Here is a 19,733-nt window from a genome sequence, read left to right as displayed (position 1 = left end):
AGCTTGTAATATGAAGGGTTATTTTTCAGAATAATGGTGCAAAATTACAAAAAATAGCCGAACCCACTGAGAGTTAGCATGGATTTTTTGTAATTTTGCACGCCTGACAAATGGCTCATATCAAATTCGAAATGACAGACACTGCAATTCAATATCACACTCTCCCCAACGGCATGCGCATCGTGGCATCCACAACCCGACTCCCGGTCGAACACTGCGGAGTGGTAATCAACGCCGGCAGCCGCGACGAGAGTCCTGAAATACATGGACTTGCCCATTTTGTAGAGCATACCATATTCAAAGGGACCGGCAGCCACCGCGCGGCATTCGTGCGCGACCGCATGGAGCTTGTCGGAGGAGAGCTAAACGCCTACACGACCAAAGAGGAAACAGCCATCTATTCGACCTTTCCTGCCGGACATCTTGAAAGGGCGCTGTCGCTTATTGCAGAAATGGTTATCGATGCAAATTTCCCTGAAGCGGAACTCGCAAAAGAAAAGCTTGTCGTAGGCGAAGAAATCGACACTTATCTCGACACCCCGGCCGATGCCATTTTCGATGATTTTGAAGATATAATATATGAAGGCTCATCGCTGTCACACAACATACTCGGCACACGCGAATCACTCAGCCGTTTTGACAGTTCGACCTGCAGGAAATGGCTCGAAGATCGTTTCACCCCGGGGCGGACAGTCTTTTTCTATTCAGGGCCGACCGCACCTGAGAAGGTGTTTTCACTTGCTGAAAAACATTTCAAGGGATTCACCCGCCACGACAAACCTTTAGACCGCGAAATCCCGCGCATCAACCCGACTTTCTCACGCACAAACGACAGCCGGGAATCATTTCAGGCCCACACAGTCATCGGCACACGGATACCCGGCCTTCTCTCCCCCAACCGTCTCGACCTGTCACTTCTGGCCAATATAATCGGCGGTCCGGGAATGAACTCATTGCTCAACGTAGCCTTGCGCGAACGCCACGGACTTGTCTACACGATTGACGCATCGACATCAATGATGAGCGACAACGGTTTGCTCACCATCTATTTCGGGTGTGACCCCGACGATGTGAAACGCTGCCTCCGGCTCATCGACCGTGTCATCCTTCCACTTGTCGACACACCGTTCAGCCAGCGCAAACTCGAAGCGGCCAAACGCCAGTTTATCGGCCAGCTTACGGTAGGGTCGGTCAACTCCGAGCAGGTGGCAATCTCTATGGGCCGGAACATGCTCTACCGTGGCACTACGCGCACACTTCGTGAAACCATTGAAGCCGTCCAAGCAATCACCCCTGAAAGCATCCTCGCCGCAGCCCGTCCACTTGCCGAAAGCTCACGGCTGACGCTGAAATAAGCACATGTCTCAAATCGTTATCCATCTGTAACATTCAAATCCCAAATCCCACGGGGTGTTTTCGTGTTGGAATGCCAATATATATCTTTGCATATACTTAACATCTGAAGTATTCATCACAACAACACCCATGAAAAAAATTTTGTCATGCGTTTTCGGTACGCTTCTATGCTCCGCGAATGCTTTTGGCACACCGTTCACTGTGTGCGATTTTGAGAATTACGAGATAGGACATGCTTTCCGGGTATGGAATTTCTACGGAGGCGAATCGCCATCGACGGCCATAGTGGAAGCCGACCCCGCAAATCCGGCCAACAAAGTGCTCCACATCACGCTCAAGGGCTGGAATGACTATGTCGAATTCACGCTTCCCGATGAATATGCGGGAGCACGGCTGACCGACACTTTCGCGTCAGTAAGCCTCATGGTCTATCGCGATGCCAACGACCCCTGCGAGGAATGGAAACACTTTGACGCAATCCTCGGAAACGACAAGCTCTATGAGGATGACGGATGGCCGTCCCAAGGGCCCAAGGCAACATGGATGGAAAAGAGCTATGCACTATCTGCACCCTCGGAGGGAAACACCTCGACGGCGCTAAGGCTTGGATACAATTCGGAGAACACCGACTATTATATAGACAACGTGGTACTCACGTCGAAATATGACGATTTCATAATCCATGAGAGCGGCGAGCTGAATTTCAGCGATCCATCCAGCACATCGTCAAACTACACCCGCTACTCCACCCCAATCAATATACCCAAGGACCGGCATCTCAACGTCTACACCTCGCGCTACACTTACTGGACATCCGACCTCATGGGCGAAGGCCGCCTGAATCTCCACTGCGGAGGCGAACGCTCCTATCTCGGAAACGAAAAGGGAGCGATGCACCCCGACTGGAGTGAATATACCGGTGACATACACATTTACCCTTATCCCGATGTCAACCCGTCGGTCAAGGCCGGTTTCTATGGTCTGATTCTCGCCCACGGCGGAAAGAAATTCGACTCCGACAACATCTCTGAATCAATCTCACGCAACAACATCACAACCATCTGGGAAAACAATTCGGTGACACTTCACGACGGAGCTACACTCTCGGCCGAGTCAAACAACACCGCCAGAGGCTACCGCATAGGCACTCTCACCACTGAAAAAGGCAGCAACATCACAGGATATTACAAAAACAGCTCCTATCGTGTCTATTATGCCGTCGGACACTCTGGCTATGACTCCGAACTTGCCGGACAGATTTCCGCCACAGGCAACTCCAAAGTGGGAATCATAAAGGAAGGAAAAGGGACATACACCATAACCGGAAACACCAACAATATCACCGGCGCGCTGTCGGTCATCGATGGCAAGGTCATCATCGGCAATGACGTGGACGAAGCTAAAGCCAAAGGTCTCTCAGGAGCTATCGGATGCGCGTCAAACTCGTCGGCGGCTGTCACCGTCTATCCCGGGGCATGTCTCGGAGGCTCGGGCAACATCGCCGGTTTGACTGACATCTACGGTATTCTCGCACCGGGCACAGACAACCCCGCAACACTTTACATCGCCGATTTTACAGGTGTCAACAAACCCGACCTGCGCCTGCGTCCAACATCAAGGCTAAAAATGAAAATCGAAGGCGGTGACAGTTCTGACTGCATCGACATCGCCGGAAATATAAGCTACTACAACATCACCGCTTCATTCCAGCCATCGGACAAAACTCCTGTCATCGAACTCATCGTACCTGAAAACCATTCGCTCAGACAGGGCGACAGCTTTACTCTCATAAAGGCAGCCGGAAAGACATCTCTCAACGACATCGAATGGACCTTCCGTATACAGTATCCCAAAGTGTGCAGCTGGAAAGTGGATGAGGAAATCACCGACGGAATCTACACTCTGAAAGCAACCGTCACTTCCACAAACTACTCCGGTCAGGGGGACAAGGAGATTGACGATGACAGCGAGGACAATACCGACAACACGGACTACTATGTCAACTACGAACCCGACTACAACGACCCGACTCCGCTGTGTGAATATGCACGGCAGGCCGGCAAACGTATCGGTGTGGCTGCTTCAGTGTGGCGCTACGACATCAACGATGAAAACAGCCCGAAGGTAAAGGCAATGGCCGAACAGTTCAACATGCTTGTCGCCGAGAACGAGATGAAATTCGAGACCATACAGCCAGAAAGAGGCCGCTTTGATTTCAGTGGCGCAGACCGGATTGTGGATTTTGCCGAAAAACACTCCATGTATATGCGCGGCCACACCCTCGTATGGCACTCCCAGTGCCCGAAATGGGTGTCGTCAGACGGCAAGAAGAATGACCGCAACTATTCGCGCGAGGAACTCCTTGCCATAATGGAAAACCATATCGAAACCGTGGCCGGCCACTACAAGGGACGCGTCGACGAATGGGACGTGGTCAACGAGATGCTCTCTGACGACCAGAGCGCCGTGCGCGTCGATCCGGACGCATTCACTCTGCGCACTTCCGTTTGGGAAACAGCCATCGGCAGCGATTTCATCGAAAAGGCATTCAAATACGCCCACCGGACCGATCCGGAGGCAAAGCTCTTTATCAACGAATATGGTGCGGAGTTCATGGGCGAGCCTAAATCCGAAGCCCTCTATAACCTTGCCAAATATCTACTTTCAAAGGGTGTGCCCCTCCACGGAGTCGGACTGCAATGCCATTTCACTACAGGCGAACTGAAAATCGACAAGCTCGTGGCTAATATCCGCCGCTATCAGGAGCTCGGACTTGAATGTGCCATCACCGAACTTGACATCGCGCAGGCCGACCCGAAATCTCCTGATGCAGCCAAGATTCAGGCCACAGACTTCGGTGCGCTCGTCAACGGTGCGCTCATGCAGACCAACTGTCAGTCAGTGCTTCTCTGGGGAATCTCCGACCCGGATTCATGGAGAGACAACAACCCGCTGATCTACGACGGACAGATGCGTCCCAAAGAAGCATACTATGCCGTACATGCCGCACTGCGCATGCAGTCTGAAAATAAGTCGGCAATCGAAGACATCGAGACCGGCTATGACACAGAGGTCGTAAACTGCGAATACTACAACATTCAGGGAATGCGTGTCACGGCTGACTACAAAGGGCTCGTCATCAAACGTGAACTTCACTCTGACGGCACTATCATCAATTCAAAGGAAATCCGCAGATAAAAGACCTGTCAAGTCACCCACGTAGCACCCGCGCATAAATCAGCCGTCCTGTCAGAACCACGTAAATGCCGTAGGTTCTGACAGGACGGTTGATTTGTCGGCAACACAGCTATGACAGAAATATCCCAGCCATGAACCAATACACAGCATAAATGCTAAAAAATTTCAGCCACATCGACCTTTTTATCATACAGGAAGTGGATTTTTTGCGATTTATATGTAAATTTGTAATTGCAAAATTTATTTTAATCCTAAAGATAAGAAACTCTTAATGAATCTAAAACGTCTGTTATTCGGTCTCCTTCTCCTGTTAGGCATAAGCGCAGGGGCAAAGGCAGACACATATTTCCCCTATCCGATCATCCCTGACTCCATCGGGATGTTTCAGAAACGATGCGACTATCTCGCGCGCCATTTCTGGGATTTCTGCGACCTGAAAAAGGCTTTCTCAGCCAAAGCCAAGATGGCACAGGAATTCAACGTCTACATTTCAATTCTCAAAAACGCCAACCCGGATTCGGCGATAGCCTCCGTGGTCCGTTTTAACAAAAAGCTCGAAAAGCAGCCTGCCGATCAGCTTTTCATGGCTGAATGTGCCGAAAATCTCCTTTATGGCGACACAGCAGAAATGTGGATTGACGAACTTTATCTTCCATTCGCTCACGCTGTAGCCTCCAACAAGCGAATCGACAAGGCCACAAAGGCACGTTTCGCGCATCAGGAGAAAATACTGAAAAACTCACTGGCCCGTTTCCCGGCTCCCTCGCTCCCCTACACCACCCGCGAAGGCACAGCCGGAAATCTCGACAATGACTCAGCCGATGTAGTCGTTGTGTTCTTCAATGATCCCGACTGCGACGACTGCAACCTTGCCAAACTGCGACTCGACGCAGACATCTCCACCACGCAACTCATCGCGGAGGGCAAATTAAAGGTCGTTTCAATCTCACTCTCCGAACCCACGCCGGAGTGGAAAGAAGCCGTAGCCTCCTACCCCTCGACATGGAGAGTCGGAGCGAATCCCGACGCCGACATGACAATCGACCTGCGCGCAGGGACTCCGGAATTCTATATCCTCGACCGCAACCACAACATACGCTTCAAACACCTCTCGATAGATCAGGTGCTCGATGTGACCCGGCAGCTGAAAAAGCGATAGAAACTTAAAAACCGATAAAACAATGAGCTGGTATTATTCAGCGCCCGTCAACTGGTTTGTAAAGTTATCGGGCTACACATATTCAAACCTTGCACGCCTGTTCATGAGGCTATTCGTCGGGGTGATGTTTCTCCAGTTCGGCATCCGCCATCTGGTCAACTACAGCGAGCTGTGCAATTCATTTCCGACCGTGCTCAACATGTCGTCGGAATGTTCGCTCATAATCATGATTATAATCGAACTCGTGTGCTCGCTTCTGATTATGGCCGGATTCCTGACGCGTCTTAGCGTAATCCCGCCGATATGCACCATGATTGCCGCCGAATATTATATCCTCCACAATATGCTCCCGAATCTCCCTGTCTATGGACTCGACAGCACAGATCCGGGCTACCTGCCAATCATGTTTATCGGCATTTATATCTATCTCCTCATCGCCGGTCCGGGCAAGATATCGCTCGACTACTTCATTTCGCTCTACATCATCAGCCAGAAAGGCAAGTATGAAGAAGAGGAGCTTGAAGACGTATAGATGACAAAAATTACGATAATACCGATATGAAAATAGCAGTTCTCATATCAGGCGGTGTGGACAGTGCAGTCGCTGTACACCAGCTGCTTGAACAGGGCTACGACCTACACCTATTTTATATACGCATCGGCCTTGACAACGGCGAGGGCGATTGCTCTGCAGAGGAAGACATCGAAATGTGCACCTACATCGCACGTCACTATGGACTTCCGTTTGATGTCGTGTCGCTCCATCAGGAATATTGGGACAACGTGATGGACTATGCGTTACGCACCGTCCGCGAAGGTCTGACCCCGAATCCCGACATCATGTGCAACAAAATGATAAAGTTCGGATTTTTCGAAGAACGCTGGGGACACGAATTCGACAAGACAGCGACCGGGCACTATGCCACGACTCATGAAATCGACGGCCTCGTATGGCTCGGGACAGGAGTCGACCGCGTAAAGGACCAGACAGATTTCCTGTGTCGCATTTCCTACAAGCAGCTGAGCCATCTCATCTTCCCTATCGGGACCCTCCCGAAGGCAAAAGTGCGTGAGATTGCAGTGGAGACCCGTATGCCGAACGCCTACCGTCGCGACAGCCAAGGCATCTGTTTCCTCGGAAAGATAAACTACAATGATTTCATCCGCCGTCATCTCGGCGAAAAGCCCGGCCCTATCATCGAACTCGAAACAGGGCGCAAACTCGGCGAACACCGCGGATTCTGGTTCCACACAATCGGTCAGCGGAAAGGCCTCGGCCTCAGCGGAGGTCCGTGGTATGTAGTCAAGAAAAACGTACACGACAACGTCATATACGTATCGCAGGGCTACGACACTGAAAAGCAATATGGCAAACTTCTGCATCTCGACGAGATGCACTGGATCACACGCGACCCTTGGCCGGATGATTGCCGCGAAGTCGAAATCACCTTCAAAAACCGCCACTCACCCGATTTCCTGCCCGCCCGTCTGAGCCGGGTAGAAGGCAGCGAATACATCATAGAGTCTGAAGTCCCTGTCCAAGGAATAGCGCCGGGACAGTTCGGAGTCATCTATGACCGTGATGCTAAATTATGTTACGGAAGCGGAATCATCACCGGCCGTGACGTTATGAAACTATAGTGTCTTGACATAAACACAATCCGATGGCAGAAAACGACGACAGAATAAGGCTTAAAGTCATGGGCCTGTCATACAGTCAGATTCAGACTGGGGCCTATGCGCTCATTCTCGCACAAGTCGGCGGCCCTTACCGCATCCCGGTGGTAATCGGCGCGGCCGAAGCCCAGTCCATAGCAATCAAGATGGAGAGCATCACGCCTCCCCGTCCCATGACCCACGACATATTTGTCAGTTTCGCCCATGCTTTCGGAGTGAAACTCATCGAAGTGTTCATATACCGGTTTGAGGACGGCATATTTTCATCGGAAATGACCTTCTCGGACGGAGACCGCACCATTTCCATCGACTCCCGGACAAGCGACGCCATAGCCATCGCAATGCGGACGGGCGCGCCGATTTTCACCACTCCCGAGATTCTCAACGAGACCGGTTTTGAAATGGAGCTGAAAGAGGAAGGCGACACCGACGACGATTCCGGACAGGAGACCTTAGACGAAGATTGCGTTCGAGAGCCGAAACTTGAGAATTATGCCGTCGAAGAACTGGAAAAGACTCTCCAGAAGTTGATTGACCGCGAAGAATATGAGGAAGCTGCCCGAGTGGCTGAAATACTCAAACGCAAACGTGACGAAAACCAACCCTGAAAAACTATTCCAAACATAAAAACCGCCTGCATATGCGCAGGCATCCTGAATCTAACCTCTAACAAAAAACTAAACAGACATGATTAAAATCCGACCCATAGAACTCCGCCTTGCGCTGATGAACTTTCTGGAGTTCGGTGTCTGGGGCGCATATCTAATCTCCCTCGGCAATTTTCTTTATTCCATCGGCCTTGAAAAACAAATCGGATGGTTCTACACTGTCCAAGGTATCGTATCGCTCTTCATGCCGGCTGTCATCGGCATTATTGCCGACCGCTACGTCCAAGCACAACGCATGCTGAGCCTGTGTCATCTTCTTGCAGGATGTTTCATGGCCGCCGCCGGACTCTACTGCCTCACCACATCACAGGTCGAGTTCGGTCCGCTGTTCACCCTCTACACTCTATCCGTCGCATTTTTCATGCCGACAATCGGCCTTGGCAATTCCGTGGCGTTCAACGCCCTCAACCGTGCCGGACTCGACACGATCAAACACTTTCCCCCGATACGTGTGTTCGGCACAGTCGGTTTCATCTGCTCGATGCTGTTTGTCAACTTCACACAATTCCAGACCAACGCATGGCAGCTCATAACCTCTGCCGTACTCAGTTTCATTCTTGCCGGATATGCTCTGTCACTACCGTCATGTCCGACAAAAAAAGAGGCTGCAAGCTCGATTGCAGACGTGCTCGGACTCAAAGCCTTCAAACTCTTCAAGCAGAAACGGATGGCCATATTCTTCCTGTTCAGCATGTTTCTCGGTGTATCACTTCAGATTACAAACAGCTACGGCAACACCTTCATAACCTCATTTTCTGAAATAGCCGAATATGCCGACACATGGGGCGCACACAATGCCAATGCCCTTATCTCTCTGTCGCAGATGAGCGAGACACTGTGTATACTCCTCATTCCCTTCTGTCTGAAAAAACTTGGAATCAAAGGCGTCATGCTGATGTCGATGTTCGCATGGGTGCTCCGTTTCGGATTTTTCGGACTTGGAAACACCGGTGACGGCCTTTGGCTTCTTGTCATCTCATGTATAGTCTACGGCATCGCATTCGATTTCTTCAATGTCTCAGGCGGTCTTTACGTCGATCAGGAAACCTCGACCGATATCCGCAGCAGCGCACAAGGCCTCTTCATGATCATGACCAACGGCATAGGCGCAACCATCGGCACTCTTTGCGCACAGGGAATCGTGAATCACTTCGTATTCTCCCAGACCACTCCTGAAGCACAGCATGCCGGATGGGAAACTTCATGGTTTATCTTCGCGGCATATGCCCTTGTGATAGCTATATTATTCATGTTCATTTTTAAAGACAGTAAACAACCGTCGGCCTCGGCAGTAAAAGCCAATATCGATGAGGCAAACTCGGGCGCGGACGGAATGATTGACGAATGATACAGTTTTTTGCCCCCGACATCAAGGAAACCCTTGAACTACCCGAAAGCGACTCGCGCCACGCAGTCAAAGTGCTGCGTATGCGCGAGGGCGACGAACTTCAGGTCATAGACGGACGCGGGACGGCATACACCTGCCGTCTTGCCGATGCCCACCATAAGCATGCAGCAGTCGAAATTATCTCATCAGCGCCAATGCCTCTGCCGTGGAAACAGCAGCTGGCCGTGGCCGTAGCTCCGACCAAGCACATGGACCGCATGGAATGGCTTGTCGAAAAGATGACCGAAGTAGGTGTCAACACAATCATACCTCTGCTCTGTGACCGCAGTGAAAGGCGTGAAATAAAGACCGAACGGCTCGAAAAGATTGCTGTCTCGGCTATGAAGCAGTCGCTGAAAGCCACACTACCCGCCATAATGGAAATGACCCCGTTGCGCGAAGTCATCAAAATGATGCCCGACGCGCAGAGAGTCGTGGCCTACTGCGATCCGACTCTTCCTCGCGTCGACTTCGCACAGAGCTACGAGGCCGGACGCGACACCCTAATCCTCATCGGGCCCGAGGGCGACTTCTCTCCTTCGGAAATCAGCCAGACACTTGAGGCCGGTTTCCGGCCGGTGACGCTCGGCGACAACCGTCTCCGCACAGAGACCGCAGCCCTCTATGCCCTCTCTGCATGCCACATACTCGATGCTAAAATTAATTCATAGTGAATAATTAAAGCATCGTGAATAATTCCCATAGACTTACACTTAATACTTAACACCTAATCCTTAATACTTTAACAAGAAAAATGTTTTCTTTCGAAGAATACTCATCACAGCCAATGTTTTTTCTCCTTGCCGGACCATGCGTCATCGAAGGGGAAAAAATGGCTCTCGACATAGCCGAAAAACTTGCGGAAACCACCTCGCGTCTCGGCATTCCATTCGTCTTCAAAGGCTCATACCGTAAAGCCAACCGTTCGCGCCTCGATTCATTCACCGGCATAGGCGACATTGAGGCCCTCGGCATACTCAAAAAGGTGCGCGACACGTTCGGTGTTCCCGTCGTTACCGATATCCATGCCGCCGAAGAGGCCGCTATGGCCGCAGAATTTGTCGACGTGTTGCAGATTCCCGCCTTCCTTTGCCGTCAGACCGACCTTCTCGTCGCCGCAGCCCGCACAGGACGCGCGGTAAACATCAAGAAAGGCCAGTTCCTTTCCCCCGATTCCATGCAATTCGCGCTCCAGAAGGTGCGCGATGCCGGAAACGACAACGTGGCACTGACGGAACGAGGCGTCACCTTCGGCTATCAGGATCTCGTGGTCGACTATCGCGGAATCCCTGAGATGCAAAAATTCGGAGCACCGGTGATTCTCGACATCACCCACTCATTGCAGCAGCCAAATCAGGCTGCCGGTGTGACAGGAGGACGTCCCGACCTCATCGAACCCATAGCCCGCGCCGGAGTGGCAGTCGGAGTCGACGGCCTTTTCATGGAAACTCATCCTGATCCATCCAGAGCAAAAAGCGACGGAGCCAACATGCTCCCGCTCGACCGTATGCCGGAGCTCCTGCGCCGCCTGTGCATCATCCGCGAGGCGGTCAACAATCTGTGACTCTTTCCTCGACCAACCGAATGACATAAACATTCCACCATTACAGAGATTGTAAAAATATTTTACACTTTTACATTTTGAGCGGCAAGGCAACACCCTGCTGCTCTTTATTTTACAGCCACGCCGCAAAAAACCGCGCTAACTTTGCATAGTAAACACTCACCATTATAATTTATTCTCACTGTGAAACTCTACTATGTCATCCACTCAATGCTCACTCAGAAGGCTGCCAACGCCATCAAAATCATTTCAGTTGCGGTCGGACTGCTTGTGAGCACGCTTGTATTCGGACGACTCGACTACAACTACAATTATGATACCTGCTTCCCCGACCGTGACAATCTGTATCAGATCTGGATGTCATACGACATCAACGGCGAGAAGTTCGGACCGTTTAACTCATGCCCCGGAAAACTCGCGGAATGCGCCATGGAAGCATTGGGAAACGATGTCATATCTGCTACAGCCGTCGGTAGTCACTCACTTCCTCCTCTATTTCTCGGTGACCGCCGTATCGACATTCCGAAATTGGCTGTCGATTCCATGTTTTTCAAGACTATGGGACTTGAAGTGTTAACCGGAAACCCGTCCGCTGACATGGCCGTACCCGATATAATCTATCTCAGCGAATCGACAGCCAGCAATCTTTACGGCGAAGAAAACCCTATTGGGAAGACCCTTTCTCTTGACCGCGAAACCACCGTCATGGTCAAAGGCGTGTTCAAAGATTTGCCTAAAAATGTAACTATCGAACCTTTCAAGGCCCTGCTGTCGCAACCGACATGGCGAAGCTACCAACGCTACCAAGAATGGAGCGGAGCTGACAACTGGCTTATCTATTTCAGATTAAAACCCGACAGCGAGTTAAAAGACGGAGATATAGAACGCAAACTCAATCAGACCTATCAATCACACGTTCCGGACACCGACTCGTATAGCAGCGTGGTTGCGTGCAACCCGATAAGCCGGACATACCTGCAATATGACTCTGTCAAAAGAATCAATCTTGTGATGTGGATTCTCGGTGTCTCACTGTTGTTGATGACCACTCTTAACTACGCACTTCTGACAATAGCCTCCCTGTCACGCCGCTCAAAAGCAATCGGAATACATAAATGCTCAGGCGCAGGAAACATCACTATTATGCGCATGTTTCTATGCGAAACCATCATTGTGCTCATGAGCGCATGCGTGGTGATGGTCATCCTGATATTTGCATTTGAAAAACTGATTTCAGATACTCTCTCGCTCTCTCCGGACGACATCTTCGCCACTTCTCGATTGTGGATTCCATTCTCAGTCCTGACATTTTTCTTCCTGCTCGGTGGGCTCTTGCCGGGACGGATATTTTCGAGAATACCGGTTACACAGGTGTTCCGACGTTTCACCGAACGCAATAGTGCGTGGAAACGCACACTCCTTTTCATCCAGATAGGCGGTGTGGCCTTCGTCGGGACACTGATGACTGTTGTCAGCGCACAATACGGTGAAATCACAAACCGCGACATGGGGTTCTCCATCGAACGCATGGCAAAAATCGACATCCCCTATCAGCTCGACAATGAAGCTTTGAAATCAACCCTCAAGCAACTGCCATATATAGAAAAAATGACTGCATCGGCTTCCGACCCATTATGGGGCTACAGCGGACAGCACTTATATGACGAGGCCGGAAATATCATTTTCAATACCCGTATCGAATGGATTGACGAAAACTTCCTTGATGCGATGGAAATCGGAATTGTGGCCGGCAGAGGCATCGAACGCGATGGCGAAGTCGTCATATCCGAAGAATTCGGACGGCGCATGAACCTTACCACCGATGACATCGGAAAGTTGTATTCCAACAAAGGCTTCGGGGTTTCGCTCAAACTTGTAGGCATAGCAAAAGACTATCAGTTAGGCGGATTTGTCGAGGAACTTCGTCCTATATGCCTTATCTACGGTGGTTTCTCGGGAAATTCATATCTGAAAATAAAAGAACCGTTCGACCAAAACTTCACAAAACTTGTCGATTTTCTGTCCGGGACTTTTCCTGCCTATGATTTCGCACCTGTAAAAATGCCCGAAGAAGCCATCGAAATCTACTCCGATGTGCGCATGTTCCGAAACTCGGCCCTCATCGCCTCTGTCGCATTGATTTTCATTTCACTGATGGGCCTGATTGGATTCGCACGCGACGAAGTGCAGCGACGCAGCAAAGAGATAGCCATCCGCAAAGTCAACGGAGCTGAAGCCTCCGATATTGTCAGCCTTATTATCGCCGATGTGGCTCGTATCGCCATTCCTGCCATCATTCTCGGAGTGCTATGCGCAGCCTATATCGGACATATATGGCTCAGCAACTTCTCGGTCACAGCCCCACACATCGGCCTATGGTATATACTTGCCGGTCTGACAGTCCTCATGCTCGTGGTGGCGTGTGTCATAGCCGTCACCTACCGCATCGCCAACGAAAATCCTGTCAACAGACTCAAATCAGAGTAAAATATGATGTGTGACGACGTTTCAAACTTCAACCTCCTCCCTATAATTCACCTTTTATACCCACGCTCCTTAACCATTTAAACAATAAAAAAGATGATTAAAACAACGGCTCTTTCAAAATATTTCCGCACTGACGAAATCGAAACCGTAGCGCTCAACGGAGTCAACCTCGACATCGCCCCCGGTGAATTTATCGCCATTATGGGCCCAAGCGGATGCGGAAAATCGACCCTGCTCAACATCATCGGACTCCTTGACTCACCGACAGCCGGAAGCTATAAGCTAAACGGACGTGAAGTATCAAACCTGAAGGAAAAAGAACGCGGACAGATGCGTAAAGGCCATATCGGCTTCGTGTTTCAGAGCTTCAACCTCATTGACGAAATCGACGTGGCCCACAACGTCGAACTCCCGCTCACCTATCTCGGTCTCAGCCGCAGCGAGCGCCGCAAACGCGTCGACGAAATGCTGACCAAAGTCAACATGAGCCACCGCTCCACCCATCTCCCGCAACAGCTTTCAGGCGGACAGCAGCAGCGCGTAGCCATAGCCCGCGCCCTCGTCACCCGTCCGGAGCTGATTCTCGCCGACGAACCGACCGGAAATCTCGACTCCAAAAACGGACGCGAAATAATGGAACTGCTCTCCGAACTCAACCGTGAAGGCACGACAATCGTCATGGTGACACACTCCGACCGCGACGCAGCCTACGCCTCACGCATAGTCCATCTCTTCGACGGATCTATCGTTGGCGAAGTCCATAAAAAGTAGTAGATTTGCAGTCACATAAACCCACCCAAACCTTAATACTTCGTACTTACTACTTAATACTTCATACTTAATACTTAAACAAAATGACCCTCCTCGTTGTCGACGACAACCGCTCGGTGCTTTCCGCCGTCAGACTTCTCGCAGAAATAAAGTTTGACCGGGTAGCGACCACAACCTCGCCCTCACGCATCCCACAGCTGCTGCGCGAGGAAAACCCCGACTGTGTGTTGCTCGACATGAACTTCTCATCGCCTGTGACCAACGGCAACGAAGGACTCTACTGGCTGAGCGAAATCCGCCGCCTATCGCCTGCCACACCCGTGGTACTGTTCACCGCCTACGCCGAAATAGAGCTTGCCGTGCAAGGGCTGAAAGAAGGCGCGGCCGACTTCGTCAGCAAGCCGTGGAGCAATGCACGCCTGCTCCAGACACTCATTCATGCAGCCACCCAACACCTCTCGCCGCAAAGTTCCGAAAAGGCATACGACATGCCGGAAACCTCTCGCCATTCATCCCCTATAACCCTCGAACAGATGGAGCGACAGATGATTTCCGAAGCCCTTGCCGACAACGGAGGAAACCTGTCGGCCACAGCTACGCAACTCGGCATCACACGACAGACTCTCTACAATAAGCTAAAGCGACATCACCTACAATAAGACTCTGAACAGTGACAACAGCACAGACTGTCATACTGACAATCATCGGAATTCTCCTCATTGCATGGGGGGCACACATGTCGTACCGCTACATGACCCGTACACGCCGTAGACTCAGGCTGCTGCTCGAAGCGATTGAATCGGCCGACACTTCGATACGATTCCCTGCCAATTCCGACCATGATGTCAACGCCACTCTCAACCGCATCGCACAAAGTCTTTCAGCACTCCGGGCACGAATATCCGAAACAGAGAAATACTACGAATCGATAACCGACAACGTGGCTACTGGCGTGATGGTCATCAACCAGACCGGCCACATCATCCTTGCAAACCCCGCAGCCCTCAGGCTGCTCGGACGACCGGCACTCACTCATCTGTCATCGCTCTCCGGCTCATGGCCGGAGCTGACAGAGCTGCTTTCCGGCTCACAATCAGGGATTAACACCACAATACGAAATCTCGCCGTAAAAAGTTCTGCCTTCACGCGCCACGACGGCCGGCGACTGCTCATAGTCACACTCGACGACATCTCCATACAGCTTGAAAACTCGACCGTAGAGACATGGTCGGAAATGAGCCGCGTCCTGACCCACGAAATCATGAACGGCATAGCCCCCGTAGTTTCCATAGCCGAAACCCTCAGGATGCGCTACGACGGCGACAACGACTACATGACCCGTGGACTCGATGTGATAAGCCGGTCGACACGCGGTCTGAAAGATTTCGTCGTGAACTACAGACGCATATCCACACTCCCCTTACCTGAAAAATCAATCTTCGACCTACGTCCCCTGATTGAAGACGCTATAAGCCTGTCGCGCGCAGGAGCAGAATGCAAGCCAGACATTTATCATGACGCAGCCCTCACTGCCACCCCCGGCGACATCGACTTCAGCCTGTCGCTCCCGGCCGGCAGTCTCACCGTCTATGCCGACCGCGACCAGCTCCGGCAGGTAATGGTCAATCTTCTTAAAAATGCCGTCGAAGCCGGGGCGACACTCATCACAATCCGCCTATCCATAACCGACACGACAATCCGCATCGAAATCGAGAACGACGGCCTCCCGATCGCCACCGACATCGCACCAAGGATTTTCACACCATTCTTCACCACCCGCCCACAAGGCTCAGGCATAGGACTGAGCCTCAGCCGACGTTTAATCATCGCAAATGGCGGCTCACTTTCACTAAGCTCTACCCCCGACACGATTCCGACACGATTCACACTGACACTGCCGACGAAAAACTCATGAAACAATAAGACCCATTTGGTTTCGGACAATAAGATACCCCTCTAAATCAACATCTTTTTGGTCATTTTGTCCCCTAAACGGACACAATATGACCGATTTCGGACATTTTTCTAACTTTTTAGTCTAAAACTGTTGTCCGATTCAAAAAAATTTACCTACATTTGCCATTGTTTACCAAAATTACCTTAAATAACTTTTATCGGTATTTAATCGTAGTCAATAAATTTTACACTCAATCTTATATTTAACCAGCATCATGAAAAGAAACTCCAAGGCTCCTGTGTCAGGGCTCAACGCCGTGACCGACAGGAAGTTGGCATGCACAGCGCTTGCTTTATGCCTTATGGGTGGTGCAGCTCAGACTGTTCAGGCATCTGACAGTAGGGGAAATCAACCCGCTGAAACACAACAAGTTGCAACAACACAGCGCGTTACAGGCGTGGTTCTTGACGAAAACGGCGAACCCATGATTGGCGTTTCCGTCATTGAAGAAGGAACAAAAGTCGGTGTCGCAACAGATTTCGACGGTCAGTTCACTCTCAACGTCCATCCCGGCGCAACTCTCCATTTCTCTTACATCGGCTACAAACCGCAGTCAGTCAAAGTCGACGGACGCAGCTCTATCGAAGTCAAAATGGAGCTAGACTCCAATGTCCTCGACGAAGTTGTGGCAATCGGCTACGGTACAGTAAAAAAACGTGACCTCACAGGTGCTGTTGCATCGGTGAAAAACGAAGACATAACCCTCTCACCCACAGCAAATGCCATGGACGCACTCCAAGGCAAGGTGGCAGGTCTCGACATCACACGTGCATCAGGTCAGGCAGGAGCCACACCGAAAGTTCAGCTACGAGGCAACCGTTCGTTCACAGCGTCCGGAGACCCCACTTATATCATCGATGGCATGCCCGGCGACATCAACACCATCAACCCCAATGACATCGAAAGCATCGAGGTGCTAAAAGACGCATCATCGACTGCAATCTACGGTTCGTCAGGAGCCAACGGTATTATCATCGTTACCACAAAGAGCGGCAAAGAAGGTAAGACAACAGTCAATTTCAATGCTTACGTCGGTGTCAACGGATGGTCTACCGTTCCCAAGGTCTACAACTCACGCGGATTCTACGAACTTCGCAAGCAGGCAATCACCGCCGGCGGTGGCCCGACCGATCCGACTGACATCCTCGGCAGTGCAGCATTAGCCTATCAGGGCGCGCTCGACCTCAATCCGAATCTCACAGTCGACTCTTGGCTTGGCGCTAACTCCATTGACTGGGCCGACGCGCTGCTGCAGACCGGCGTGACACAGAACTACTCTGTTTCTGTCAGTGGCGGCACAGAGAAGACCAAAGCCTACTTCTCGCTCAACTTCTCTGACGAGGAAGGACAGTACTCCAACGACAACAACAAGATTTACTCGACCAACATCCGCATCGACCACAAGGTGCGCAGCTGGCTCGACCTCGGTGTCAATCTGCAGGGCAGCTACACCTACCGCAACTCAGCCTACGCCAAACTTGACCGAATGCTCATCCAAAGCCCGATCGGTTCGCTCTACGACGAAGAAGGTAACGTGAACCGCACACCGGTAGCAGGCAGTCAGGACGCAAGCCTCCTGCTCAACAACCGCAGCAACTACCGCAACAACTACCAGCAGACACGCATCTACTTCAATCCCTACATCCGTGTCACCCCCCTCAAGGGTCTCACATGGGAGAGCCGCCTAAATGCGTCAATCCACTACAACACCCACAACTACTTCCAGGGTGAAGGCTCATATAACTACTATACCGACAGCCAATCAACCACTGTAGAAGGAACAAACGCCCACGTAAAGGCTTACGTTGACCAGGATAATTACGTCAACTACAAGTGGGAAAACATCCTCACCTATAATTTCACCCTTAATAGAGACCATAATTTCACCGTCACCGGTGTTACATCGTGGAACCACAACCGCATGTCAGGTATCTACGGCGAGGGTACAAATCTTTCATCAAACTCCTATCTGTGGCACAACCTCAGCGAAAAAGAAGCTAACATTGCAAACACTTTGGCCAAATCGGAATATGTAATGTCAAAGGGTCTCGGTTTCGTAGGTCGTATCAACTACTCATTCGCCGGCAAATATCTCGCAAGCGTATCTGTCCGCCACGACGGTTCGTCACGCCTCGCCGACGGCAACCGCTGGGACACATTCCCCGCATTCTCGCTCGGATGGCGCATCTCCGACGAACCCTTCATGAGCAAACTGCGCGACAACTGGCTTGACAACCTCAAGCTCCGCTTAGGATACGGTGTGACAGGTACAGCCTCTATCGACCCCTATTCAAGCTTCTCGTCACTCATCCCGGGTATGACCATCCTCGGTGGCGGACTCGCCAATACAAGCTACTTCACCGAGAATATCGCCAACCTCTCGCTCACATGGGAGAAGTCAAAGAGCTGGAACTTCGGTATTGACGCAAGCGTGCTCAAAGGACGCATCGACCTCACCGCCGACTACTACCGCACCAAGACCGAAGGCGTGATCTACAGCCGCCTCCTGCCTGTCAACAATGGTTCGTTCAACGCCTCGACACAGTATAAGACCAATCTCAATATCTGCGAGACCCTCAACCACGGTATCGAGCTCGCAGTGACAGGCCGTCCGTTCATCGAACGTCGTCCCGGCGACTTCTCATGGACAATCAATGGCACATTCACAGCCAACCATGAGGAAATCACACGACTCATGACCCCCGACCAGGAATACATGACCAACGGTGATGGCGGTAATGTCTACTACAAAGGACATCCGGTCAACTCATATTACCACTACAAGCTTCAGGGCACATGGAAGACTTCTGAGGCCGAAGATGCCGCCGTATTCGGTTGCAAGCCCGGCGACCTCAAGGTCTACGTCCCCGGCATGATTCATGACGGCCCCGGTCAGTTCTCGCGCTGGGAAGATGTCGAAGGCGAAAACGGAGTGATTGAGCGCAAGCTTGTGCACTACGACGCCGACAACAGATACACCGTCAGCGGCAACGACTATCAGGTACTCGGCCACAACTCACCCGACTGGACTCTCGGTCTGAAGAACACCTTCACCTACAAGAACTTCGACCTATCGGTATATATGTATATGCGTTTCGGCCAGACAATCAAATACGACATGCTCGGCTCATACGATCCCGCAGTGGCAGGAAACTTCCCGACCTACTTTGACTACTGGACTGAGGCTACCGGCGATCAGAACCACTACTTCCCCGCTCTCAACAGTAGCCGAGGAATCACCGACTATACAGGATACTACGCACTTGCGTTTGTCAACGGCTCATACTTCAAGATTAAGAACATAACCCTCGGTTACACTCTGCCTGAAAACCTCATGAAGCGTGCAGGTATCAGCAAGCTCCGCGTCTATACCACACTCACCAACCCGCTTGTAATCGCAAAGAGCGACCTGCTCAAAGACTACGATCCTGAAATGAACGGCAGCCTCAACTACCCCCTTACCAAGCAATTTGTTTTCGGTCTTAATCTCACATTCTAAAAACAACCTC

General features: G+C 51.2%; 14 protein-coding genes. All 14 read left to right on the top strand.

Annotation, left to right across the window (positions count from 1 at the left end; translation table 11 throughout):
• Positions 1–110: 110 nt before the first annotated feature.
• On the top strand, positions 111–1,355 hold the full coding sequence (locus QZ311_RS07630) for a pitrilysin family protein (protein ID WP_297066235.1): 1,245 nt from the start codon (positions 111–113) through the stop codon (positions 1,353–1,355).
• A 130-nt stretch (positions 1,356–1,485) separates the two neighbouring features.
• Positions 1,486–4,554 carry an endo-1,4-beta-xylanase gene (locus QZ311_RS07625; RefSeq protein ID WP_297066233.1) on the top strand — a complete coding sequence of 1,023 codons (3,069 nt, stop codon included), beginning with the start codon at positions 1,486–1,488 and terminating at the stop codon, positions 4,552–4,554.
• Positions 4,555–4,825: 271 nt separating this feature from the next.
• The gene (locus QZ311_RS07620) at positions 4,826–5,713 is read left to right on the top strand and encodes a DUF5106 domain-containing protein (RefSeq protein ID WP_297066230.1); all 888 of its coding nucleotides are present in this window, start codon (positions 4,826–4,828) and stop codon (positions 5,711–5,713) included.
• Between the two features lie 22 nt (positions 5,714–5,735).
• Positions 5,736–6,245, top strand: coding sequence for a DoxX family protein (locus tag QZ311_RS07615; protein WP_297066227.1), 510 nt, complete (start codon positions 5,736–5,738; stop codon positions 6,243–6,245).
• 26 nt (positions 6,246–6,271) lie between these two features.
• Positions 6,272–7,354, top strand: coding sequence for a tRNA 2-thiouridine(34) synthase MnmA (gene mnmA / locus QZ311_RS07610; RefSeq protein WP_297066224.1), 1,083 nt, complete (start codon positions 6,272–6,274; stop codon positions 7,352–7,354).
• 23 nt (positions 7,355–7,377) lie between these two features.
• Positions 7,378–7,998 (top strand): bifunctional nuclease domain-containing protein, encoded by a 621-nt coding sequence (locus tag QZ311_RS07605; protein WP_297066221.1) that lies wholly within the window; start codon positions 7,378–7,380, stop codon positions 7,996–7,998.
• Between the two features lie 79 nt (positions 7,999–8,077).
• On the top strand, positions 8,078–9,406 hold the full coding sequence (locus tag QZ311_RS07600; RefSeq protein WP_297066218.1) for an MFS transporter: 1,329 nt from the start codon (positions 8,078–8,080) through the stop codon (positions 9,404–9,406).
• Positions 9,403–10,116, top strand: a complete 714-nt coding sequence (locus QZ311_RS07595) for a 16S rRNA (uracil(1498)-N(3))-methyltransferase (protein ID WP_297066215.1) — start codon at positions 9,403–9,405, stop codon at positions 10,114–10,116. Before QZ311_RS07600 ends, QZ311_RS07595 begins: the two co-directional genes overlap by 4 nt.
• A gap of 83 nt (positions 10,117–10,199) precedes the next feature.
• On the top strand, positions 10,200–11,009 hold the full coding sequence (kdsA, locus tag QZ311_RS07590; protein WP_297066210.1) for a 3-deoxy-8-phosphooctulonate synthase: 810 nt from the start codon (positions 10,200–10,202) through the stop codon (positions 11,007–11,009).
• A 183-nt stretch (positions 11,010–11,192) separates the two neighbouring features.
• On the top strand, positions 11,193–13,496 hold the full coding sequence (locus QZ311_RS07585; protein ID WP_297066209.1) for an FtsX-like permease family protein: 2,304 nt from the start codon (positions 11,193–11,195) through the stop codon (positions 13,494–13,496).
• Between the two features lie 93 nt (positions 13,497–13,589).
• A complete protein-coding gene (locus QZ311_RS07580; protein ID WP_297066207.1) occupies positions 13,590–14,267 on the top strand; it encodes an ABC transporter ATP-binding protein in 678 nt (225 codons plus the stop codon).
• A gap of 83 nt (positions 14,268–14,350) precedes the next feature.
• Positions 14,351–14,926: a response regulator gene (locus QZ311_RS07575; RefSeq protein ID WP_297066205.1), complete on the top strand. Its 576-nt coding sequence runs from the start codon at positions 14,351–14,353 to the stop codon at positions 14,924–14,926.
• An 11-nt stretch (positions 14,927–14,937) separates the two neighbouring features.
• Positions 14,938–16,182, top strand: a complete 1,245-nt coding sequence (locus tag QZ311_RS07570; RefSeq protein ID WP_297066203.1) for an ATP-binding protein — start codon at positions 14,938–14,940, stop codon at positions 16,180–16,182.
• Positions 16,183–16,438: 256 nt separating this feature from the next.
• Positions 16,439–19,723, top strand: coding sequence for a TonB-dependent receptor (locus QZ311_RS07565; protein ID WP_297066201.1), 3,285 nt, complete (start codon positions 16,439–16,441; stop codon positions 19,721–19,723).
• The last annotated feature ends 10 nt before the right edge of the window (positions 19,724–19,733 follow it).

This window comes from uncultured Duncaniella sp. (genome assembly GCF_910578445.1).
Classification (GTDB): Bacteria; Bacteroidota; Bacteroidia; order Bacteroidales; family Muribaculaceae; genus Duncaniella.
This window is presented reverse-complemented; position numbering and strand designations above follow the sequence as displayed.